Consider the following 23,676-nt stretch of genomic DNA (forward strand, 5'->3'; position numbering starts at 1 on the left):
TAATAGAAATGGTCCCTTAAGGCTAAGGGACCAATAACTTTAAGCAGCTAATAGCTGTTTCTTGATTAATATTTCTCGATCGGCAGCATAAACAGGGCGATAGCCGTTTGTAATTAGGTTTTTAATATAGATTTTATTATAGATAAAGGCGAAAACGCCGCTTGTTAGCAATGCGCCTAATCCAAATAGAAAAAGATTGATTGTGATGGATATACCAAGCATAATAATCGCCCATTTATAGTCTTTGCGAAATAAAGCAGGGAATATTCCAAAAAAGAGAGTAGTCCAACTGAAGCCAAGCTTGACCTCTTTTATAATGCCATCCTTGTTTATTAGAGATATTTTCATACAATCACTCCTGGTTCATATAGTTCCATCATAAAAGAATTTTTAAAATGAATACATGGTAGTTTATAGAAGCATGTGTATGGTATGCAGGTAATTTGAGTAATAGAGAAATATCTATTATATAGGATTAAGGGACGAACAGAATGAGGGGAATGGTAGGCATAGGAGCTCTTACTTTGGCAAACTCATAATAAGAAAAACGGACAGCGACTAGAACTCGCTGTCCGTTTCGTATAGCTGTATCGATTTTTACCAATCCCAAAGCAAGACGAACATGGAACCGAAGATGGTAACTAGGGCTACAAATAATGCATAAAGGATATTGGTATAGAGTGTTCTTCTTTCCTTGGATTCATTAATATGCATGAACAGGAATATCTGCAAACTTGCTTGTAAGCCAGCTGTGATAAGCAAAATAGCCATTTTAAATCCAAATGATATCTCCAGGAAAAGAACTAATAATGCTGCCACTGTTAGAGCGATGGATGATAAAAATCCTATGATATGCTCTTTAGGGAATAACTTAGCCATTTTACATCAGTCCTTTCAGGTAGACGAAGCTGAAGATGAAAATCCAAACAACGTCCAGGAAGTGCCAGTACAGTGAAAAAATAAATGCTTTATTGGCAGTAAGGTGATTAATTCCGCGTCTGCTCACTTGAATCAGAATAGCGATTCCCCATAGAATTCCTCCGGTTACGTGGGCTCCGTGTGTTCCAAGCAATGTAAGTAATGCAGAAGTGAAGCCGCTTGTTTGGATGGAAGCTCCTTCGTGTACATAATGGAAGAACTCATAAATTTCAATGCCTAGGAAGGCTAATCCAAGGACAAGCGTAATCGAGAACATAACCATCATTGCTTTTTTCATGCCCATCCGCATAGCGTGAATCGCGATCCCAATCGTAAAACTACTTGCCAAAAGAATAAAGGTTTCAGCTAAAACCCCACCAAGAGCGAAGATATCGCTCCCGGAAGGCCCATCACCTGTACGATTTTCCAGTACAAAGTAGACAGTAAACAGTGTAGCGAATAATACGATCTCTGCTCCAAGGAAAATCCAGAAGCCCAGTATCTTAAGCTGATTTTGTTCAGTACTATATTCCAATGGTTGAGAGGCATCTAATTTCATTCTGTCTCACCTCGCAATTTTCTTTCTTCTTCTTCAATTTCTTTCACAGATATATGGAACCCATGATCATCATTGAAGGAACGTACAAACATCAAATAGATAATTGGAACCGCAGCGATAATGGCTGGAATCCACATACTAAATACCATAAAGAATCCCCAGAAGAAGAAGGCCACTGCCATTAGAAACGGTTTAAAGTCACTGCTAGGCATGTGTATTTCTTCGATTTTTCGTGTGAACAGATTATGTGTACCTTTTTTGTGATCCCACCAGGAATCTACAGAATCCACTTCAGGAGTAATGGCAAAGTTATAGGCTGGAACAGGTGTTTTCGTTGCCCATTCCAATGTACGGCCACCCCATGGATCTGAGTCTCCTTTTAGTCTTGGAGCATAACGGAAGCTCCAGTAGAAGCTATAAACGAGAACGATGAATCCAATTGCTAAACCTACAGCACCTAATGATGCGATAAGGTTCAATGGTCCATACCCAGTTTCTTCAGAGTACGTATACATTCTTCGGTTCATCCCTTTAAGTCCCAATGCGAATAGAGGCAGGAATGTGACATTGAATGAAATAGAAATAATCCAGAATGCGATTTTTCCTAATTTCTCGTCTAATTTGAATCCAAAGATTTTAGGGAACCAGAAATACATACCCGCCAGTACCCCAAACACTGTACCCGGTATTAAAACATAGTGGAAATGGGCTACCAAGAACATTGTATTATGATATTGATAATCCGCACTTGCCATCGCTAGCATAACCCCTGTGACTCCACCAAAGGTGAAGATTGGTATGAATGCCAGGGCATACAGCATTGGCGTGGTAATTTCAATTTTTCCTTTATACATCGTAAGGAGCCAGTTAAATATCTTAACTCCTGTAGGTACAGCGATTAACATCGTAGTAATCGAGAAGAAGCTGTTTGCCATGGCACCTTGACCCATCGTATAGAAATGGTGAACCCATACAGTAAAGGATAGGGCAGAGATGGCAAGCATACTGAACACCATTGATTTGTATCCATACAGATTTTTTCTCGCGAATGTTGAAATAACCTCACTGAATATACCAAAGGCAGGAAGAATAACGATATATACTTCAGGATGGCCCCATACCCAGAACAGGTTAGCCCAAAGCATATCCATTCCGCCATCTTGCATAGTGAAAAATTGTGTACCAAACAAACGGTCAAACATCATTAAGGCAAGAGCTACTGTTAAAACAGGGAAAGCAAAAACGATAATGATGCTAGTGATTAAAATAGACCATGTGAACATTGGCATTTTCCATAGAGTCATACCAGGTGCTCTCATTTTTAAAATTGTAACGATAAAATTAACACCCGTTAGCAGCGTCCCAATACCGGCAATCTGAATCGCAATACTGTAGTAGTTATTCCCCACAGTAGGGCTGAATTCTATACCTGCAAGCGGGAAGTAGGCTGACCATCCGGCATCCGGTGATCCACCAATAACGAACGAGATATTAAATAGCATTGCTCCGGCAAAGAATAACCAGAAGCTGATAGCATTTAAATAAGGGAAAGCAACGTCACGCGCCCCAATTTGAAGAGGCACAACAATATTCATTAATCCAATGATAAATGGCATTGCCATAAATAAAATCATAACCACGCCATGCGTTGTAAAGATTTCGTTATAATGCTGTGCATCAAGCAGTCCGTTTTCAGGCTTAGCTAACTGTCCACGCATTAATAAACCATCAACACCGCCGCGGAATAACATAACTAAAGCACAGAGAATATACATGACCCCAATACGTTTATGATCAACAGTGGTAAGCCATTCATCTTTAAGCCAGCGCCATTTCTTAAAATAAGTCAGGCCGATAACGATAGCCAGCGATACAGCGACAATACTTACCATTGCGCCATAGATTAACGGGCCACCATGTACTATAAATTTATCCCAATCCAAGGTTGTAACTCCTTTCTTATGAAAGCTTTAATTTTAATGATTTGAATGATTCTCGTGCTCGGAATTACCTTTTTCTGTATCTTCATCAAACGTGTTGTCTGCTTCATCGCTCTCGTTTGATGGAGATGGTTCAGAACCATGATGATGTCCTTCCGGTGGAGGGCTGAAATCCAAGTGAGTAGAAGAATATGATTGTCTGCCGACGTGTGCTGTATCAAGCAGTTTTTCAAATTTTTCTTCTGTTAACTTATCTTCATTTGCTTTTACATCACTAACCCATTCTTCGAAATCATCTGGAGTCATAGACAGTGCTTCAAAATCCATATGGGCGTAGCCTTCACCACTGAAGTTTGCATTTCTTCCCATCATGGAAGCTGGTGTTTCAGCTACAAAATTTAATTTTGTTACCATGTCACTCATGGCGTATTTTTGACCACCGAGCTGTGGAATCCAGAAGCTTGTAATTGGTCCATAAGAATATAGACGGAATTCTACTACTCTATTAGTTGGAATGTTTACATAGTTAACCGTCTCAATACCTTGCTCTGGATAACTGAAATGCCATTTCCAGTTTGAAGAAGCTGCGTAGATAACCAATGGTTTTTGATCTTCATAGCCTTTTGGCTTTCCTTCTACTTCAAATGTAGTTTTAACTGTGACTACAGCTAAAACGGCTACAATAATAATTGGTATGACTGTCCATGTTATTTCAAGCGCCTTGCTGCCTTCCATATGTGGAGGCTCGTAATCTTTTGGAGCTTTGGATGCTCGGTATTTATATAAAATAACGATAAAAAGTACATATACTACAAGCACAACAGCTGCCATTAAAGCCATTGAGAAAAGAATGGCATTGGATTGTGTTTTTGCGACAGGACCATTTGTGTCGAATACAACCCAGTCACATCCCGCTAACATAAGAATAGACGCCATCATGGAACTCAAAAGTGCCCATTTTTTATTCATATTTTTCCCCTTCCTAATGTAATAAGTAAATTCAAGCTATGTAAGGGAAATTCAGTAAATCTGCACACCTTGATAGTTATAATTTCCCTTTCTTGCTGCTATTTAGGTATAATTCTTCCTTTTTCCATAGCCCCTGATTTTCAATATAATAACTGAATTTCAAAATTACAAATATATGAAACTAAAAGAAGACATGGAAATCTTCAATTTTGACAAAGTTGTGAACAAATTAACAATTAATTATATTCTTAGAATTTATTGTAAAATTGTCACTTTAAAGTAGCATTTTTATGTGAATACTAGGATGTGAAATCTGAAAACGCCTATTATATAGAAAAAGGGTTTCGATCAGTATCAAAAAGGCTTAAACTTATGAGTAATCTAGATAAGTGAAACGGAGTTATACAATGAACGAAAAAGATTATGATGAGTTATTACATATAAAAACAGTCGGTAATCAAACTGGATTTTATAATTCTATGCATTATCACCGATATGAGCCGACTCCGTATTGGATTTTAGAAAAGTTATTGGATGAGTATGACCTTAATAGGGATGATCATATGGTCGATTTTGGATGCGGAAAGGGGAGACTAAATTTCTTTCTTCATTACAAGACAGGGGCGTTTGTAAGTGGGGTAGAAATGAATGAACAATTTATTAATGAAGCTGAGGAAAATCTCAAGAACTATAATTACAAGGGGAAAGACCGAATTCAATTTCACTGTTGTCTGGCAGAGGAGTTTCAAATTCAACCAACTGATAATAGGTTCTATTTCTTTAATCCTTTTACGATACAAATATTCCGCCAGGTTCTAACGAACATTCTGTTGTCCGTTGAAGAAACATATCGCGAGGTACACCTAATATTATATTATCCATCTGAGGATTATATATATTTTCTTGAAAATCAATCTGTGTTTGAACTACACAAAGAGATTGTTCTAAATGAAACGAATCCGTTTGAGAGAATACTGATCTACCGGCTAGCTTATTAAATTGAAAAAGGCGTTCCCATTGGAATGCCTTTTTTCGTATAAAATATCAGAAGGTTTATGGAGTAGTGGTAGATTCAGTATTATAACAACCAATTTGTAGCTCTGTAGGGCAAACAGCCGGATACCTATCATTAATTTGGGCCTGGCCTTTTTTCTGCTTTTTCTTCATATGGTTCCACATGAACATGGACACGATAGACTCCATGATCCTTCATTAAATCCTTTTCTACAAGAGTAGCAATATCATGGGCTTCTTTAATATTTAACGTGTTGTCTACCAAAATAATGATATCAATGACTTCATTATTTCCGTAATTTCGTCCCATAATTTTTTTAATTCCTTTAACCCCTTCTATTTGGTCAATGGAATTTTGATAGATTTTAATCTTAGACTCATCAAAACCATCTGATAAGTAATGGGATGCTTCTCTAAAAATATCCCAGGCTGTTTTGCAAATCAATAACCCTACGAGTATGGCAGTAATTGTATCGAGGAAAGGCATATTTAGCTGGGAGCCGAATATGCCAATTGCTGCTCCAATACTGACATACGCATCAGAAATATTGTCTTTGGCAGCAGCTTTAACGGAATGGCTGTTGATTCTTTTTGCTAGCTTTATATTATAGCGATAGACGAAGTACATGACGAGGGCGGAAAAAATCGCCGTGTATGCTGCCGTTATATCAGGTATATTTTTTTCCCTGCTTAAAATGGATTGGAATCCATCCGTTAGAACTTGGATACCTACTGTCATCATGATAAAAGAAGATAGGAGAGAGGCAATCGACTCACTTTTCCAGTGCCCATATGCATGATCGCTATCGGGAGGCCGCTGGGAAACTTTTAAACCAATTAATACAGCTACTGAGGCAATGATGTCAGTTATATTGTTCAGCCCATCTGCACGTAATGCTTCAGACTCACTTATATATCCAACAATCAGCTTTAATATGGAAAGAAATACGTATGCAGCAATGCTTAGGATTGCTCCGCGTTCACCTAATTTAAGGTCCCTGTATTTTTGTTTCTCCAAAAAGGTCACCTCAAGTTTTTTATTGAATTCACCATTACTTATTAGTATAGAATAAATCCATAAAAAAGAGCATTCCAATTAATTAATCATTTGGAATACTTTTGTTTTTTATTTCCCGATTAATTCACGCTGATGCAATTCATTTTCAAATCTTTGATGAATGACGTGAGTGCCATCCCTGCGTTTGATAATGAATGGTTGCCAGTTGATGAGAACTGATTATACGTGCAAGGATCAGATAGTAAATGGACTGAGTAAAAGATTAAAAATCGTTATTTGGAAATGTTTTATCCATCTGAACAAAAATGGCGTGATAAAGCAATTGAGGATTTTGAGCAAAGTCTAACGGGAATATTGACTAACCGTCAAGTAATACAATAGATTTGAATTAGGAGTCTACACCCAAGATAAAGCATCCTGTTGATAAATCCAATATCGGGGGTAATAAGGCTATGAATCCATTTATGAAAGCCGCTGTTGAAGAAGCGTATGAAGGAATTAAACAAGGGCATGGCGGACCTTTCGGAGCTGTCATTGTCAAGGATGGGAAAATCATTGGAAAGGGCCATAATATGGTGGTTAAGGAGCTGGATCCAACGATGCATGGAGAAATAGTTGCGATTAAGGAAGCATGCCGTCATGAAAATCATTATGACCTATCCGGAGCAGAGCTTTATACAACGGCTGAGCCTTGTCCTATGTGCTTAGGGGCCATCCTTTGGGCAGGTATCACGACTGTTTATTATGGATGTGATCGATTGGATACAGATAAAATAGGGTTTAGAGATGATGTCTTTTATAAAATGATTGATGGGAAGCGTTCATATGATTTACAGCGAGTTGATCATGAAGAATGTAAGGCATTATTCAAGGCCTATCAAGCAATCGAGAATAGAGTTATATATTAATAGTGATAGGAAAGTGAATAATTTTTTTAATCCAAGCCTGATGTAATACCGTCCAGTCCAATCTAATCATAAAGGAGAATAAACATGTCCAATAGTTCTCATGTTATCCCAACTAATGATTTCAAAAAAATCTTAATGGGACGCCGTTCCATCAAAAGTTACGATCCCATGGTTAAGATCAGTCATGAAGAGATGACAGCAATATTCAGTGAAGCAACAAGCGCACCATCTTCAACGAATCTACAGCCTTGGTATTTTCTTGTTATAGAAAGCGATGAGGCAAAAGCAAAATTGATGGACATTGCCTCACCGACCAATCATAAAAAAATTGATACATCAGCGGTGACGATTGCAATTTTTGGCGACTTGCACAATACATTAAAAGCTGATGAGATTTATAGCGCAAATGTAGAGCTTGGGTATATGCCTGCTGAATATAAAGAACGCCAGCTTGAAGGTGTTTTAGGATGGATTGCTTCACTAACTGAACAGGATCGCAGAGATATTGTCATGACCGACTGTGGCCATGTAGCCATGCAATTGATGCTCGTGGCTCGTGCTCACGGATATGATACCAATCCTATTGCGGGATTCGATAAAACCCGTATTAATGATGTGTTTGGATTGGATCAAGAACGATATGCTCCGGTCATGATTATGACCATGGGTAAGGCGGCTGATAATGGATTTCCGACTATGCGTCTTGCAGTAGACAAAGTTATCGAATGGAAATAAAGAGGTCACGAATGAATGTGATATGGTAGGGGCAGGTAACAACCTGCTCCTTTTCTATTGACTATGATAAAGGGATTTTCTGCGACAGTCTCATGTATATTTAAGTAACTGTCAATACTCTTTAAAGTAGTTAGTTAACCTTTAAGGATTTGATTGTAAAGTTTATGGTGTCGCTTACGAGATGTCTGCTATATAGAAATTACCCTGCTATATTCAGAAGAACAGAGATGGAGAAAACAATTTGTTTTCTCCATCTGTTTTATAAAAGTACTGTATAGGAAACCTCCTCTATTTAAATTCCCCATACCATGCCTGCAATACGGGTATACTCAACATTATTTAAAAATAACTGCAATGCTTGTAACATACCTGTAGTATCAGTAATGAATCCTCAATTATTAAATACCTGTCAATAACTATTTTATAGGATAAAAGTGGGGATTTTACAAAAAGAGGGACTTGATATCCTGAATTTGGAAAAAAGAGAGAGTTAAGCAGGACTGTTGATATATCAATATATTAAGTTAGATGTGCACTATGTGAAAAGGGTGACTATTATCCTATCTCAAGGTGTCTGGTAGTTTATGGTTCAAATGTTACAAAAAACTCATGTTACGATGTCTTTGTCGATTAAACAAATATCATGACAGGAGGAGATTTACCAATGAAACATAAACTTATCGTTACAATTGCAGCAGCCGCAGCGCTTTCCATTACAGCTATAACAGGAGCGGAGGCAGCCAGTGTATCTTCTAAACCGAATACAACAACTTCATATAAAGTGATGATCAGCGGAGGCATTATTAAATTCCCATGGGGATCTGTTCAACTTCCAACTATTGATAAACCAAGTCAGGATACGGATTCTGGTTCAAACAATGCCGTGGAACAAAATAAACCAAGTACGGATGCTCCAACTGTGGAAGAAGATAATTCTGATTCCAATGATACAGAATCAAACGATTATGAAGTAAGTGCATATGAGCAGGAAGTACTAGAACTTACTAACGCGGAACGTGAAAAACAAGGCTTAAAACCTTTAACACTAGATACAGAGCTAAGTAAAGTAGCGCGTATCAAATCAGAGGATATGCAGAAGAATAACTATTTCAGTCATACAAGCCCAACTTACGGATCTCCATTTGATATGATGAAACAATTTGGCATTTCTTATAGAGCGGCAGCTGAAAATATTGCTATGGGTCAACGCACGCCAGAAGAAGTAGTAAATGCGTGGATGAATAGTGACGGTCATAGAAAAAATATCTTAAGCTCCAGCTATACACATATCGGAATTGGTTATGTGGAGAACGGCAACTACTGGACACAAATGTTTATAGGCAAATAAGAGAGTACTATAAATATAGATTTTATATAGACTGTCCCAAAAGGAAGTGAAAACTTATCTTTTGGGACATTTTTTTATTAGCATTAATGAATGTTCTAAGCTAGAAAGCCTTTTCCTATGTTTTTTTCCTGGCAGCATAGTATGTTATACTGTGATTTAATATTCTGGTATAGCAATTTATAGGTAAGGAAGGGAAGCTATGAAGCAGCTGATCATATCAAAAACATTGATATTTATCTTTGTTATCCTTTTTGTGACAGGCTTTGAGGCTGTGTTTGGGCAGCATAATGTTTTGATTGGGGTCACGACTGTGGTTGCTCTGCTCATGTATTTAGAGAGGGATTTTACTGTATCCCCATGGAAGAGTTTCATGCTGATTTTGGCAGTCAATTTGTCCCAAGGAATATTTGGTCAACTGGCCTTGATCAATCCCTGGGTAGGAATTTTAGTAAACTTTATCGCTATGTTTATTGTAGGATACTTTTTCACATCTAACATAAAAGGACCTATCCATATTGCGGTTGGTTTGCAATATTTATTCATTTTGACCGATCCAGTTCCGTTGGAGGAATTCCCATTGAGACTAATGTCTCTGGTTGCAGGGGCTTTGATTATCATGATGGTACAATGGGTATTTAATAGAAGGAAATTATCTAAAAGGGGCAATCATTATTTCTTGCAGGTATGTAGCCATTTGCAAGAAAAGTTAAATCGTATTCGAGATAACCAGCCTGATCAAGAGTTGGATTCCATCATTCTGTCTGATATCAACGAGTTCAGGAAGGTGATTTATTTTCGGAGTGTCAAGGGTTATTATCTGACTCACGAAGGCAGAGTTCGTTTGAAGATTTCGGTCTGTCTTGAAAAACTGCATTTGATGTTAAACCGCAAAGCTGCAAGTGACTACCCAGAGGATGTCTTGGATGCTCTGAATTTTGAATTGAGACAGATGAGGGATTACGCCAATAAAGGGTCAAGCTTATCTGATGATTCATTGAATAATCTAAACATAGCGCTTAACAAACATGAATCCGCATACATAGTCGAAATGATTAGTACGTTGAAATTATTGCGTGAATTATTGAGGTACCTTCATACCAGTGAATCATCTGAACTGAACAAGGTTGAGAGTGTGGTAGAGATTCCTAGAGGCTACCGGAATACCTATCAATTTTTAAAGGACATTAATCGACATTCAGCTCGTTTCACATATGCACTGCGATTGGGTATCACTATTGCAGCTGTTGCTTTAATCGTTGATTATTTTAACATCAATGAAGGACGCTGGATTTTATTTACTATATTTTCTGTGACGCAACCTTATTATGAGACAGCTAAATATCGCTTCAAGGAACGCGTGATCGGCACTTTAATGGGAGCGGCTATCTTTGTACTATTATTTAGTATTTTTCATGAAACGACTATACGCTCCTTCCTGGTCTTGCTGGTTGGGTATTTGAATGGCTATGCGGTGAAGTATAGAAATGTCGTATTGACTGTCACGATATCTGCTCTTGGAACAGCTGCTCTCACGGGCGACCCGACGCTCCTGTCACTGAGAAGAGTTATGCTTGTACTGATAGGGATAGGTATTGGTATGCTTGCAAATCGTTTATTACTTCCACATACGCTGGAAAAGGGTACAAGAGATTTGATGAAAAGCTACAAACAAGTATCCAAGGAATTGCAGCGTGAAGTGTCCGCTTATTTAAACCAAAGAAATAATGCACATACAATCAATCATTTATTTGCCGTTTCCGCTTTAATAGAGGAAAGAATACTTTTAAATAATCAAATGCTGCAGCATGAAGAAATGGAAAACTTTCTATCATCTCAGCGCCGTTTGAATCATGCCATTTATGATATGTTCTTGCGGATGCAAAGGGAGGATGTAGATGTCCATCTGATGAGAGAAATATTAGTAAAGCTTGATTCGATTCTGGCTTTAGAAGGGGATTGTGTAAATGAGCATGCTGGTCAATTATATGACAGACTTCAGCTTTCTAATTCCCTGGAAGAATACGTGTTGTTAAAGGACGCACTGCGAATATTAAAAGGATTTAGAAAGCAGGCTTACTTCAAATAGAACTTCTACATTATAAATATTGCGATATCCTAAAAATAAAAATGAAAGGGCATACAAGCTCAACTTTTCTTATTTAAATTGCTGAGGAACAAGAAGAAGCATGAGATGTATGCTCTTAAATGGTAGAGAAAAAGTTCTACTTTAACTAATGAAAAATAATAGAAAGATAAGCTTCACATAATTCATTTTATGAGGTGGGAGAGATGGATAAACAATGGTGGAAAGAAAGTGTCGTGTACCAGGTTTATTGGAGAAGCTTTTATGATAGTGATGGGGATGGATATGGAGACTTAAGAGGGGTAACGAGGAAGCTTGATTATATAAAAGAGTTGGGTGCAGATGTAATCTGGCTCAATCCTTTTTATCTTTCTCCTGATAAAGATAATGGATATGATATTTCCGATTATTACTCCGTCGTGTCAAAAGCAGGCACCATGGATGATTTTGAACAATTAATCAGGGAAGCTCAAAAACGTGACCTAAAAATTATTATGGATTTAGTCATAAACCATACTTCAAATGAGCATGATTGGTTTAAAGAATCCAGATCCAGCAAAGATAATCCAAAAAGAGATTGGTATATTTGGAGAGATGGAGACCAGGAGAACCCTCCAAATAATTGGCGCTCTTACTTTTCCCCGTCTGCATGGGAATATGATCAACGAACTGGTCAGTATTATTTTCATTCATTCGCAGCCGAACAGCCCGATTTGAATTGGGAGAATGAAGAAGTACGTAAAGAAATATATCGCATCCTGCATTTTTGGTTAAAGAAAGGGATTAATGGATTTAGGCTGGATGCAATTGCCCTGCTTGCGAAGCCGGAGGATTTTCCGGATGCAGACGATCCGGATGATATTCGTTATTTGGCCAACCATCCCAAAGTTCATGATTATTTGCAGGAGATGAATGAACAGGTATTCCGTCATTATGATGTGTTAACCGTAGGGGAGGTAGCCTTCGTGACGCCGGAGCAAGGGTTATTATATGTGGATAAAAACCGCCATGAACTGAATACCTTGTTTCATTTTGAAGTTTGTGATGAAATGCCAACCTGGGACTTAAAGAAATTTAAAGAGATTCAGGCGCGCTGGTATGAAGGATTGAAAGAGAAAGGCTGGAACTCACAATTTATTAATAATCATGATCATACAAGAGTGGTAACCAGATATGGTAATGATAAAGAGTATCGTGTTCAATCAGCCAAACTATTTGCTGCGTTGCTGCATTCTTTGCCGGGTATGCCTTATATTTATCAAGGAGAGGAAATAGGAATGACAGGGATTCGCCTTTCTTCTATTGACGAATATAACGATATTGCGATGAAAAATCAGTATGCTGAGTTGGTGTCAAAGGGATGGGACCCGAATACGGTTCTTAGAGATTTGCAGCCATTAAGCAGAGACAATAGCCGTACACCGATGCAATGGACCAATGAAGAACATGCGGGATTTACAACAGGTACACCGTGGATTCGAGTTAATCCAAACTATAAATCAATCAATGTGAACAATGAATTGCATAATCCTGAATCAATCTTTTATTTTTATCAAAAGCTGATCAAGCTGCGGAGTCAGTACAAGGTCTTTGTATATGGGGATTATCAGGAATTATTTAAAGGACATTCTCATCTTTATGGATACAAAAGAAGCTACGCTGATGAGACGATTTACTTTGTTTCTAATGTTCAGCCGAACACTATACATATTGAGCTGAACAGTGAAATGGATTTGCAGGGGACATCTATTCTGATTTCTAACTATAATGAAACGACAAGCACAAAATTAAATGCCTATGAAGTACGTATTTATTTAAAAAAAGCTTAGCTGGGATAATTGATTCCAACGGCAACAATATAGAACAAACAAAAGATAATTAAAATAAGACTCCGAATGATTCAGAAGGTCGTTCTGAAAGTGAAAATGTAGTTCCGAACCATTCGGAGGGGAGCTCCGAGAATCAAAAAGAAGATAAAGACGATAGAACCCAAAACATACCTGGCACTTTTTAGACTATTCATATTAGTTAGATCATCAGGTATGTTTCATTAGTTATGCTGATTGGATTTTAAGGGGGAAATAAAAGGAATGGTTTCAAAACCTGTATCTTTTTGATAAATAGAATTAACTAGAGGTGTATGTACATAATACTTATTAGTATTGTGGCTACTTGGTATCTATTTAAGTAATGCCGTTATTTAACGGGGGATAAAGATGAAGATAATCGTAAAAAGAATTATCATCACCATAATTTTGACCAGCGGATATTTTAATATGGGAGCAGGGGTGGGAACAGCCGAAGCCAATAAGGAAGAATTAACTGTGGCATTGTCTCCGAATGTGATTAAAGGATTCGACCCTTTTCTGTATACACAGGCAAACGGTTCTCCTTTAATTCAAAGTACTTTATTATCCTTTGATAAGGATATGGGAATTACATATGATTTAGCTGATGAATATCAGGTCAGTGAAGATAAAATGACCTGGGAATTTAAAATTAGGGATGATGCATATTTTTCGAATGGGGAACAAGTGAAAGCGAGTGATGTAGCTTTTACCTTTAATACTGCTAAGTACAATGGATGGCAGGATTTATCTTTGTTAAAAGAAGTCAAGGTCATAGATGAATACACTATCCATTTCCGATTGGAGAAACCCTTGTCAACCTTTAGTTATACAGCTGCTCAGCTTGGAATAGTCCCTGAGAATCATTATGATGAATTATTCACATTGAATCCTATTGGTTCAGGTCCTTATATTCTGGAGGATTGGAATGCAGGAGAGCAGGCGGTTTTTGTCAGAAATGAGCAATATTATGGGAAAAAGCCTATCTTTAAAAGGATTATCATTCTTTTCATGAATGAGGAAGAAGCCTATGCAGCGGCGCAAAAGGATCTGGTAGATGTCGCTCAAACATCTCCCGCATTTGCAAATGTCGGCGTAATAGATGGAATGGATATCAATGCTTTTAAAGGTAGTGATCAGTATGGAATCTCCTTTACTGCTGCCCCAACGAAATCGGATGTCTCTGCCAAAGAAACTGGAAACGAGGTAACGAGTGAATGGCCCATCCGCCAGGCAATTAATTTAACAGTTAATCGTGATTACCTCATAAATGAAGTTCTATATGGATATGGAGAAGCAGCCTATCATGATGCTGAGCGGCTTCCATGGGGCCACAAAGATACAGAGGTTGAATATAATAATATCGACAAAGCTAAAGAAATTTTGCAAATTGCGGGATGGATTGATAATGATGAGGATGGTGTATTGGAAAAACAGGGAATAGAAGCGAAGTTTAAGCTTTTATTTTTGGAGTCTGACCCCATAGCGCAGTCCATGGGGACATTACTTATGCAACAATTAGCTGAAATTGGAATCTCAGTAGAAGTGGTTGGTCAGAATGAGAAGGAAATCAATTCAAATAAGTTTAATAATCCGTTAATTATGCGTGTGGGTAATCATAGTCCGATTGATTTGTATCATAGGTTCCATAAAGATAATTCTAAGGTGAATTTACATATATCTGCTGAAGTGAATCAGTTGGTTGAGGGAGTGCTCGCTAGCGGTGATTTTAAAATATGGCAATCAATTCTGAGGCAGACCGCGAAGGATTTACCATGGATATGGTTGGTCCATCCAGATCATTTATACTATACAAAGAAAGGATTAAATTTAGGGGAGCTGGCATTTCAATCAAATGAACAGCCTCTATCTTTGTTAAACAATATAGAAGAATGGACTTGGGAATAATAAGAAAAACCTCTCCTGTTACTGGGAGAGGTCTTGTGTTTTTTGTAAGTTGATTTGTTCGTCTGCTCTCTTTGGTCGTTTAACAAAGAAGGCAAGGATAAGAGCCAATACAGCAATAAATGTCGCTATAAAGAATGCATCGTTAATCCCATCTACTGTTGCTTGAGTATAGATTTGTGCCTCCAATTGAGCTATTTCTTCTGGACTTGGTTGACCGGTAAGCTTACTCATTGCTTTTTCTGCCAATTCTTCCGCATGTATTTTCGTACGTGATGTCATAACGGAAACAAGTAAGGCGGAACCAATTGCACCGGATACTTGATTAAGTGTACTGTTCATAGCTGTACCATGTGGATTTAATCGGGCAGGCAATGAATTCATCCCGTTGGTCATAATCGGCATCATGACCATTGACATACCGAACATACGAACAGAGTACATCACAATTAATGTTCCATAAGTAGTTTCAGTTGTTAATTGACTGAAGAAATAAGTTGTAGCGACTGTGATGGTTAAACCGATTATGGCAAGAATCCGACCGCCAAATTTATCAAATAATTTACCTGTAATTGGTGACATAATTCCCATAATGATTGCACCTGGAAGCATTAATAAACCAGAATCTAATGGGGATATACCACGTATATTTTGCAGGTAAATTGGCATTAAAATCATGGCTGAAAACATCGCCATATTCAAAACAATCGATATAGCTGAAGATAAGGAGAACATTGGATATTTATAGACACGGAAATCGAGCATCGGCTTTTCCAGTTGAAATTGGCGAACAATCAACAAAATCAAGCCAATTACACCTGCAATCAGTGTACCGAATACTTCAACATCATCCCAGCCTTTACTACCCGCCGAGCTGAATCCATATAATAACCCTCCGAATCCGACACTTGAAAAAATAACGGATAATACATCCAATGAAGCGTTACTTTTTTCTTTCTTATCTTTTAATTTAAAAATCGATAGTAGTAAAACAATAACGGCAAACGGGATGATCATATAGAACAGATATCTCCATTCATAATGTTCAATAATCCACCCTGATAATGTAGGACCAATTGCAGGGGCAAAAATCATAACAAGCCCTAAAATCCCCATCGCACCACCACGTTTTTCAATTGGGAAGCTCGTTAAAAGAACATTCATTAAGAGGGGCATCATAATGGCAGAGCCTGCTGCTTGAATCATTCTTCCAACCAATAATAATGCGAAGCTCGGTGCAAATCCGGAAAAGATTGTTCCGATTGTAAATAGAATCATCGCGGTTATAAATAAGTGTCTAACCGAGAACTTCTGAATTAAAAACGCTGTTGATGGAATGATAATTCCGTTTATCAGCATATAACCTGTTGCGAGCCACTGAATCGTTGTTGGCTCAACTTTAAAATCCGCCATCATGGACGGAAGGGCAACATTCAATAATGTTGAATTCAATATAGATACAAATGCACCGGCTAAAAGAATGGCTATAATCCCATAATTGGGACGCATTTGTTGTCTTTCTGTTGCTGTCATGTACTTCTCTCCTTTTGATTTATACTATATGTTTAATTATTAGACTCATAATTCATGTTGATTATATTACTCTCTTTCTTTTCGTTTAGCAATTAAAATAATTTAGAATATATAAATTTGTATTTACCCTAAAAATAAGCTAATATACACTCAAATAACTGAAGTCATAGGAATGGATTGAGTTGTTATGAACGTAAGAAAAAAACAAGTTATCAGCCATGCAAAGAAACTTTTCATTGGAAAGGGATATAGAAATACGTCTATTCAAGAAATTATTGAAGATAGCGGGATCTCCAGAGGAACATTTTATAATTATTTTCCTTCTAAAAGTGAACTTTTCAAAGCTGTATACGATTCCTTCCTTGAAGAGTATCACCAACAGCGAGATGAATTAATTATTGGGAGGGATCTCAGTAATATAGACATCTTTATAGAGCAACTTTATGTACAAAGGAAATCACATTCGCATAATCAATTATTTGCCCTTATTGAAGATGTAATGGTATCTAATGATATTGAACTAAAAGATTATTTGAAACAAACGAGATGGTTATATTTAAATTGGATTCACAACCGCCTTGTCGATATTTTTGGGGTGGAGAAGAAACCGTATTTGTTAGATTGTGCAATTATTCTATCCGCCATGGTCCAACACCACATGCATTTTTATAGTATTGCAAAAGGAGATCTTGATGCGAAAAAAGCAATTCGTTATTATTTAGATCGCATAAAGGTGATTGTTGATGATGTAAGTAAGAATGATGTTGTTTTAATAGAACCGGAAGTGTTAACTATGTTTATTCCGGGGGGTCCAAAAGGAAACAGGGATTTTTGCTACGATTTAATCCAATCTGTTAACCAACTAAAGACTTACCTTGAACAAGAGGTTGTTGATGCTGAGTTTCGTGCGGAAAAGCTACAAATAATCGAATTCCTGCAAGATGAACTATTGCATAATAAAGAGCCGCGACATTACTTAGTTAAAAATATGATTGCTTCATTAAATCATGATTCTATCTTGAGGGGTACTTCCTGCTATGGAAGGTTTAGAGAAATCATCATGGAATGGTTGAATAAGTAATAGAAGAGCCATGTTAGCAAGTAGTTTGCCATAGCATGGCTCTTTTTGGGCGAGTCATTTTGTTATGGGCTATTTTGATACAAATTTAAGACCAATGGCAGAGATTAAAATGAGTAATATGAAAATAATTCGTTTTAAGCTTTTCGCTTCTCCAAATAAAAGCATGCCAATTAATGCTCCTCCACTGGCACCAATACCAGTCCATACAGCATAGGCAGTACCCATGGGAAGTGTCTTCATTGCGAATGATAGACAGAAAAAGCTCCCCGAAAAACCGACAATCAAAAGAAGCAGAGATAAGAGATCCCTATTTTTATTCAATCTATTAATCATGCCGACCCCAAATATTTCTAAAAATCCAGCGATAACCAGTGCAAACCAGGCCATTATTAGTTAGCCTCCTTTTTGGAGGTGTCTTCATCAGTCACTATTTTTAAACCAATCACACCTATTAATAAGAGAAGAATTAATGCTATTTTCTCTATTTTTAACGGTTCATCAAAGAAGAGAATCTCCGCAATAACCGTTCCAGCTGTTCCCAATCCGACAAAGACAGCGTATACCGTCCCAACCGGCAGGTAGCGGCTTGCATCAATCATCATATAAAAGCTGATACAGATTGCAGCAAGTGTAATCAGCCACATCCATATACTGTCTGCATTTTTAAGACCGCTTACCCAGATGATTTCAAAGAAGGCCCCTATAATAACCTTTAACCAATGTCTGTTCATCAAAACAACTCCCTAGTGATATAACAATATAGCAGATTGTTTGTACTGTTGTTCATTTTAGCAATTATAAAATTGGTTTGCGAGTAGAAGAATCGAGAAAGAGTTTGATAAACTAATTATATAAGAAAGGTACGGGGGTGAAATAAGATGGATGATCCAACTATTTCGACCAAGGAATTAGTAAAAAAAATTCGCTATATAGACGACACCTATCCGAAAGAGGAACTTGATCTTCTATTGATTCGTGAGGATGCTATTCCTGAACTATTGAGTATATTAGATTTGGTTCGCAAGGAACCAGAATTGTTTCTTAGTGAACCCGATCGAATTGACCATATTTATGCAGCTGTTTTGTTGGGACAGTTAAACATCAGAGAAGCATTTTATCCATTTTTACAAACATTAAAATTACCGGATGATAATGCATTGGAATTATATGATGATTACCTGGTTACAACGGCTGGCCGTATACTTGCTGATACATATCCCGGTGAAATAGTTATGGATGGAAATATCCCTTCCATGCCGGATTTGGATGCATTATTTGATTTAATTGATGATCAATCTTTGGATGAGTGTATTCGTGCTACTGGAATTCAAGCAATTACATCCCTTGTCCTGCAAAAACGTATATCAAGGGAAATGGTTGAATATTACTATCATGATCTACTGCAGGGGGATTTGGTAGATGAATCAGGTTATATGTATACCATTCTAATTGATTCATGTATGGTATTAAATTTCCGAGATTTATATGATGATATCGCAGAGGTTTTTGCCCAAAAGAAAGTGAATGCCCTTGATATGTCGCTCGATGATGTGGAGGAGCAATTTAGGAACTATGATCCGTTATATGCAGATGATTGCCGGCCCATTACAAATGTTCATGAAGAGTTCACTTGGTGGGCTGGTCATTATCAACCCGGAAATTCACAGGCTTCCAGAAGCATAAAAGTGGGCAGAAATGATTCATGCCCATGCGGAAGCGGGAAAAAGTATAAGAAATGCTGTGGAAAATCTTGATTTATACACTTTATGGGTTTTAGCCCCCGTATGTACAAGTTGGGTTTGTGTACATATGGGGGTATTTTGTATGCGTTAAAAGGGAACTTACTCTACGATTTTGATGGAAGATTAAAGGAGCTATTTACTATAATGCTGTTTCAGGTCTTTGAGAGTTAATATTGTACAATTATTGTAATTTTTCAGAGTTTCAATACGTTCGTCACACTTTATTCCTACATTTAAGCTTATAGGAAAATGGAAGGTTACTATTAGAAATATAATAAATAAACAATTATTTATATATTTGGGATTTTTTATAATATAATTCAACTAAGCTAAAGAAATGTTAGAGAAAGTGGTGGATGAGATGGATTTGAAGAAGTCAGATCGACTAAGTAGCGGTGACAGGATAGCTACTGCCAGTTTTTCTTGGGGTGGGGCAGGAGATCCAGATATTCGCTGGCGTTATCAGATAGGGAAAAAACGGTTGGAGGAGTTTGGTTTAGAAGTTATTGAGCTGCCTCATACATTAAAGGGATCAGAGTATGTATATAATCATCCAGAAGAACGGGCACGCGATTTGATGGATGCCTTTCAAAATCCATCGATTAAGGGGATATTCTCTTGTATTGGCGGAGATGACAGCATTCGAATGCTGCCATACATTGATTATGAGGTAATCAAAAATAATCCAAAGATTTTCCTTGGCTATTCTGACTCTACCGTCACGCATTTTATTTGTTATAAGGCAGGGGTAATGAGTTATTATGGTCCTTCGATTCTGGCTGAATTTGCAGAGAATGTAGAGGCTTTTGATTATACGAATCATTGGGTGAAACGGGTTTTATTTTCTGGTGAACCTATTGGCGAAGTTGGACCGCCATCTGAATGGACAAGTGAATTTATCCCTTGGGAAAAGCAAAACTGGACACGTAAAAGAAAAACATCACCGCATAGCGGTTATGAGTTATTACAGGGAGAGGGAATACATAAGGGGAAATTATTAGGAGGATGCATGGATGTGCTGGAAATGCTTAAAGGGACTGTAGTGTGGCCTGCAATTGATGAATGGAAGGATAAACTGATATTTTTTGAGACATCAGAAGTGAAAGTGAGTCCGGATCTGTTTCTTGGATGGCTGCGAAATTACGCGGCGCAGGGAATTCTGCAAAATGCTAAGGGTTTATTATTTTCCAAGCCATATGATGATTGTTATTACGATGAGTATAAGGAAGCAATCCTTAGTGTGGTACGGGATGAGCTAAAGTTAACGGATTTGCCGATTCTATATAATATGAGTTTTGGACATACGGCTCCAATGAGTATTATTCCTCTCGGGGCTATGGCTGAATTGGATTGTGAAAGAAAAACATTTAGCATACTTGAAGCGGGTGTGAATTAAGGTTCGAGGTTTACACACTCCCGAAGCAGGGACTATGAAGGTAACTAAAGCTGAAATAGGAGTTTTAGAGGTCAATCTTCTAAGAAGGGGGAGGTTGAGTAGCCTTCCTTTTAATATTCCATAGCTCTTCATTGAAAGCAGATAAATATGCCATTAGAGGGTAGGTTAAGAACTTCATAGGGGGAAATGTATGGAATATAGGGGACCTAGTGTTTATGATCAGGAAGATTTTTTTTCGGATTATATGAAAAGAAGAAGTAGGAAAGATAGTCCCAATAATGCTATTGAAACTCCAATCATGTATGAGCTAATACAAGATTTTCAAAATAAAGATATACTAGATTTGGGCTGCGGTGACGCTTCCTTCGGCAAAGATTTAGTAGAACGCGGTGCAGCGTCCTACAGTGGAATAGAAGGCTCTGAACAAATGGTGGAAGCAGCTAAGAGGAACCTATCACAAGTGAATGGAAGCGTGCATCTTCATACGATGGAATCATATACATACGGAGAAGAAAAGTTTGACATTGTAACTTCCAGATTTGCAATCCATTATGTAGCTGATATTGATGCTTTGTTTCAAAACATCGATTTGTCTTTAAAAGAGGAAGGTAAGTTTGTTTTCAGTGTTCAGCATCCTCTTACGACCGCATCTTTTACTAGTAAAAAAAAAGGTGATAGACGTGAAAATTGGATTGTGGATGACTATTTCCTGGAGGGGGAAAGAAAAGAACCTTGGATTGAACAAATCGTGGTGAAATATCATCGAACAGTCGAACAGTATTTTAGAGCGCTTATCAGTTCTGGATTTTCAGTGGTTGATTTGCGAGAAGGTACACCTGTGCGTGATAACTTTACCGATGAGAAAGAATATAAAAGAAGGCTTAGAATTCCAGTTGTGCTGGCATTTTCGTGTATAAAAAATAAAAACGTATGAAACAGAACACCTGGCTGATGTGGGTGAAATTGTACTGAGTGGTTCAGTCTATAAGTGTATAGAGGTTGATCAAAAGTAAAAACTCTTTTTCTCTAAAGAAAAAGAGTTTTTACTTCGCTAATCCAATTCTTTAATTAACTACTCGTTTTGCTCCTACATAACGTTTCTTCCAATAATCGAGATTCATATCTTGTGTTTTAACTCCTTTTGATGTAGCGCCAATGAATTTATTATTGCCGATATAAATGGCAACAAATGATACCTTTTTCCCGTCCGTTTTATAAAATACTAGATCCCCGGCTTTTAATTTGTTTTTGGCAACGGAAGTACCTGTTTTATATTGATCGGCACTGGTACGTGGTAATTTTTTTGCAACGCTTTTTGAGAATACATACTGTGTGAAACCGGAGGCATCGAACCCTTTTGGTGTTGTTCCGCCCCATTTATATGGACTGTTCGTTATTTTTTTTGAATAAGCAACCGCCTTTTGACTTTTAGACTGTGCTGCATCAGCATGCATTGGGCTGAAGAAAGTTGAAAAGAGTAGAAGAACGGCTGTTACGACGGCAAACAGAATAGAGGATTTTCTTGCATGTAAAGCTAACGTTAACATCCCTGCTTTCAAAGATTTTTTTGACACAAGGATATCTTATTATTGAGCAGAGCATTTTATGATTCAAATATTACTTTCTTACCTTCCTGCTTAACCTCCCCTTTTTTGTGAAAATAAAAGTATAATAGCACTGTAAACTATGAAATATATGAGGGAACAGCATGATTTTATTGAAAAATACAAGAGTTAAAGGAATTTTACTGGTATTAACTGCCGGTATATTATGGGGAGTATGCGGAACAGTAGCGCAGTATTTATTTCATTATGCCGGATTTACCCCGGAATGGGTTGTGGGTATTCGCTTGCTTGTATCTGGGGTGGTTCTCTTGATTCTAGCCTCTTTAAAAGTAAAGAGTAGGATAGGTGCTATTTGGAAGGACAGGAAAGACGCAATAAGTCTTTTATTGTTCAGCATTTTAGGTTTATTGGCTGTGCAATACACATTTTTTATGGCTATCAATTATTCCAATGCGGCTACAGCCACCGTTTTACAGTACTTAACACCCGTTATCATTACCTGTTATTTTGCCTTAATTTCAAAAAGGTTGCCTACAAATAAAGAAATCCTTGTTGTAGGTTTGGCCATATTAGGGACATTTTTGATTGCAACTAAAGGAAATATGCATAGTTTATCCATTTCGGTTAGTGCTTTGATGTGGGGAATTGGTTCGGCATTCGCTCTGGCATTTTATACTTTGCTTCCGCGTAAGCTGCTTCCTAAATGGGGTTCAACTCTCGTTTTAGGCTGGGCAATGCTAATAGGAGGAATTTGCTTTTCATTTTATAATCCTCCATGGGAGTTTCAGGGAGATTGGAGCTTTTATGCAATACTTGCTGTTATTTTTGTGATTATATTTGGTACGATTGTTCCGTTTATATGCTATTTGGAAAGTATGAAATATATTCGAGCTACAGAGGTAAGTGTGCTGGCATCTGTGGAACCAGTTGCTGCAGCGGTTGTATCCATACTTTGGCTGCATGTTACGTTTGGAATAGCCGAGTGGCTTGGTACAATCTGTATTATCAGTACCGTCTTCATTTTAGCCCTGTTTGATAAACCGGCAGGGAAGAAATCCAGTGATAATCATTGAGTAAAACAAACAGGATCCCAATTTGTTTAAGAATTGGGATCC

22 protein-coding genes are annotated in these 23,676 nt (G+C 37.6%); 12 read left to right on the forward strand and 10 right to left on the reverse strand.

Going from position 1 to position 23,676, the window contains the following annotated elements; genetic code table 11:
• Positions 1 to 39: 39 nt before the first annotated feature.
• From AC4G3O_RS14680 to qoxA, 5 genes are all read right to left on the reverse strand, one after another.
• Entirely contained in the window at positions 40 to 348 is a 309-nt protein-coding gene (locus AC4G3O_RS14680) for a hypothetical protein (RefSeq protein ID WP_066108154.1), read from the reverse strand.
• Between the two features lie 249 nt (positions 349 to 597).
• The gene (gene qoxD / locus AC4G3O_RS14685; RefSeq protein ID WP_066108151.1) at positions 598 to 879 is read right to left on the reverse strand and encodes a cytochrome aa3 quinol oxidase subunit IV; all 282 of its coding nucleotides are present in this window, start codon (positions 877 to 879) and stop codon (positions 598 to 600) included.
• Between the two features lies 1 nt (position 880).
• Positions 881 to 1,477 (reverse strand): cytochrome aa3 quinol oxidase subunit III, encoded by a 597-nt coding sequence (qoxC, locus tag AC4G3O_RS14690; protein WP_066108148.1) that lies wholly within the window; start codon positions 1,475 to 1,477, stop codon positions 881 to 883.
• Positions 1,474 to 3,420, reverse strand: a complete 1,947-nt coding sequence (qoxB, locus tag AC4G3O_RS14695) for a cytochrome aa3 quinol oxidase subunit I (protein ID WP_066108144.1) — start codon at positions 3,418 to 3,420, stop codon at positions 1,474 to 1,476. Before qoxB ends, qoxC begins: the two co-directional genes overlap by 4 nt.
• 33 nt (positions 3,421 to 3,453) lie before the next feature.
• On the reverse strand, positions 3,454 to 4,386 hold the full coding sequence (qoxA, locus tag AC4G3O_RS14700; protein ID WP_066108139.1) for a cytochrome aa3 quinol oxidase subunit II: 933 nt from the start codon (positions 4,384 to 4,386) through the stop codon (positions 3,454 to 3,456).
• Between the two features lie 407 nt (positions 4,387 to 4,793).
• On the opposite strand from qoxA, the gene AC4G3O_RS14705 reads away from it, so the two are divergent.
• Entirely contained in the window at positions 4,794 to 5,384 is a 591-nt protein-coding gene (locus AC4G3O_RS14705; protein ID WP_491136401.1) for a methyltransferase domain-containing protein, read from the forward strand.
• Positions 5,385 to 5,515: 131 nt separating this feature from the next.
• Here the strand turns inward: AC4G3O_RS14705 and AC4G3O_RS14710 are convergent, their stop codons facing one another.
• Positions 5,516 to 6,418 carry a cation diffusion facilitator family transporter gene (locus tag AC4G3O_RS14710; protein ID WP_491136402.1) on the reverse strand — a complete coding sequence of 301 codons (903 nt, stop codon included), beginning with the start codon at positions 6,416 to 6,418 and terminating at the stop codon, positions 5,516 to 5,518.
• A gap of 452 nt (positions 6,419 to 6,870) precedes the next feature.
• Here AC4G3O_RS14710 and AC4G3O_RS14715 point away from each other — a divergent pair, with 452 nt between their 5' ends.
• The 6 genes from AC4G3O_RS14715 (at position 6,871) to AC4G3O_RS14740 (ending at position 15,247) form a co-directional block, all read left to right on the forward strand.
• Complete coding sequence (locus tag AC4G3O_RS14715) at positions 6,871 to 7,326, forward strand: nucleoside deaminase (protein ID WP_491136403.1); 456 nt, start codon at positions 6,871 to 6,873, stop codon at positions 7,324 to 7,326.
• Positions 7,327 to 7,410: 84 nt separating this feature from the next.
• Positions 7,411 to 8,061, forward strand: coding sequence for a nitroreductase family protein (locus AC4G3O_RS14720; RefSeq protein ID WP_491136404.1), 651 nt, complete (start codon positions 7,411 to 7,413; stop codon positions 8,059 to 8,061).
• Between the two features lie 664 nt (positions 8,062 to 8,725).
• A complete protein-coding gene (locus AC4G3O_RS14725) occupies positions 8,726 to 9,409 on the forward strand; it encodes a CAP domain-containing protein (protein WP_066108126.1) in 684 nt (227 codons plus the stop codon).
• A gap of 199 nt (positions 9,410 to 9,608) precedes the next feature.
• Positions 9,609 to 11,495 (forward strand): FUSC family protein, encoded by a 1,887-nt coding sequence (locus AC4G3O_RS14730; protein WP_491136405.1) that lies wholly within the window; start codon positions 9,609 to 9,611, stop codon positions 11,493 to 11,495.
• A 203-nt stretch (positions 11,496 to 11,698) separates the two neighbouring features.
• Entirely contained in the window at positions 11,699 to 13,321 is a 1,623-nt protein-coding gene (locus AC4G3O_RS14735) for an alpha-glucosidase (protein WP_491136406.1), read from the forward strand.
• Positions 13,322 to 13,708: 387 nt separating this feature from the next.
• Positions 13,709 to 15,247, forward strand: coding sequence for an ABC transporter substrate-binding protein (locus tag AC4G3O_RS14740; RefSeq protein WP_491136407.1), 1,539 nt, complete (start codon positions 13,709 to 13,711; stop codon positions 15,245 to 15,247).
• An 18-nt stretch (positions 15,248 to 15,265) separates the two neighbouring features.
• Here AC4G3O_RS14740 and AC4G3O_RS14745 read toward each other — a convergent pair whose 3' ends face one another.
• The gene (locus tag AC4G3O_RS14745) at positions 15,266 to 16,777 is read right to left on the reverse strand and encodes a DHA2 family efflux MFS transporter permease subunit (protein ID WP_066108113.1); all 1,512 of its coding nucleotides are present in this window, start codon (positions 16,775 to 16,777) and stop codon (positions 15,266 to 15,268) included.
• Positions 16,778 to 16,964: 187 nt separating this feature from the next.
• Here AC4G3O_RS14745 and AC4G3O_RS14750 point away from each other — a divergent pair, with 187 nt between their 5' ends.
• The gene (locus tag AC4G3O_RS14750) at positions 16,965 to 17,858 is read left to right on the forward strand and encodes a TetR/AcrR family transcriptional regulator (RefSeq protein WP_066108110.1); all 894 of its coding nucleotides are present in this window, start codon (positions 16,965 to 16,967) and stop codon (positions 17,856 to 17,858) included.
• A 69-nt stretch (positions 17,859 to 17,927) separates the two neighbouring features.
• Here AC4G3O_RS14750 and AC4G3O_RS14755 read toward each other — a convergent pair whose 3' ends face one another.
• Together AC4G3O_RS14755 and AC4G3O_RS14760 are read right to left on the reverse strand one after the other, a co-directional pair.
• Positions 17,928 to 18,245: a DMT family transporter gene (locus AC4G3O_RS14755; RefSeq protein ID WP_066108107.1), complete on the reverse strand. Its 318-nt coding sequence runs from the start codon at positions 18,243 to 18,245 to the stop codon at positions 17,928 to 17,930.
• 2 nt (positions 18,246 to 18,247) lie between these two features.
• Positions 18,248 to 18,589: a DMT family transporter gene (locus tag AC4G3O_RS14760; RefSeq protein WP_066108103.1), complete on the reverse strand. Its 342-nt coding sequence runs from the start codon at positions 18,587 to 18,589 to the stop codon at positions 18,248 to 18,250.
• A 147-nt stretch (positions 18,590 to 18,736) separates the two neighbouring features.
• On the opposite strand from AC4G3O_RS14760, the gene AC4G3O_RS14765 reads away from it, so the two are divergent.
• The 3 genes from AC4G3O_RS14765 (at position 18,737) to AC4G3O_RS14775 (ending at position 21,930) form a co-directional block, all read left to right on the forward strand.
• Complete coding sequence (locus AC4G3O_RS14765; protein WP_066108100.1) at positions 18,737 to 19,612, forward strand: DUF1186 domain-containing protein; 876 nt, start codon at positions 18,737 to 18,739, stop codon at positions 19,610 to 19,612.
• A gap of 349 nt (positions 19,613 to 19,961) precedes the next feature.
• On the forward strand, positions 19,962 to 20,996 hold the full coding sequence (locus AC4G3O_RS14770; protein ID WP_139892698.1) for a S66 family peptidase: 1,035 nt from the start codon (positions 19,962 to 19,964) through the stop codon (positions 20,994 to 20,996).
• 190 nt (positions 20,997 to 21,186) lie between these two features.
• Entirely contained in the window at positions 21,187 to 21,930 is a 744-nt protein-coding gene (locus AC4G3O_RS14775; protein ID WP_491136408.1) for a class I SAM-dependent methyltransferase, read from the forward strand.
• Between the two features lie 130 nt (positions 21,931 to 22,060).
• Here the strand turns inward: AC4G3O_RS14775 and AC4G3O_RS14780 are convergent, their stop codons facing one another.
• Complete coding sequence (locus AC4G3O_RS14780; RefSeq protein WP_491136427.1) at positions 22,061 to 22,543, reverse strand: C40 family peptidase; 483 nt, start codon at positions 22,541 to 22,543, stop codon at positions 22,061 to 22,063.
• A 161-nt stretch (positions 22,544 to 22,704) separates the two neighbouring features.
• Between AC4G3O_RS14780 and AC4G3O_RS14785 the strand changes: the two genes are divergently transcribed.
• Positions 22,705 to 23,634: an EamA family transporter gene (locus tag AC4G3O_RS14785; RefSeq protein WP_066108095.1), complete on the forward strand. Its 930-nt coding sequence runs from the start codon at positions 22,705 to 22,707 to the stop codon at positions 23,632 to 23,634.
• Positions 23,635 to 23,676 lie beyond the last annotated feature (42 nt).

It is taken from the genome of Bacillus sp. z14 (2026) (assembly GCF_058313575.1).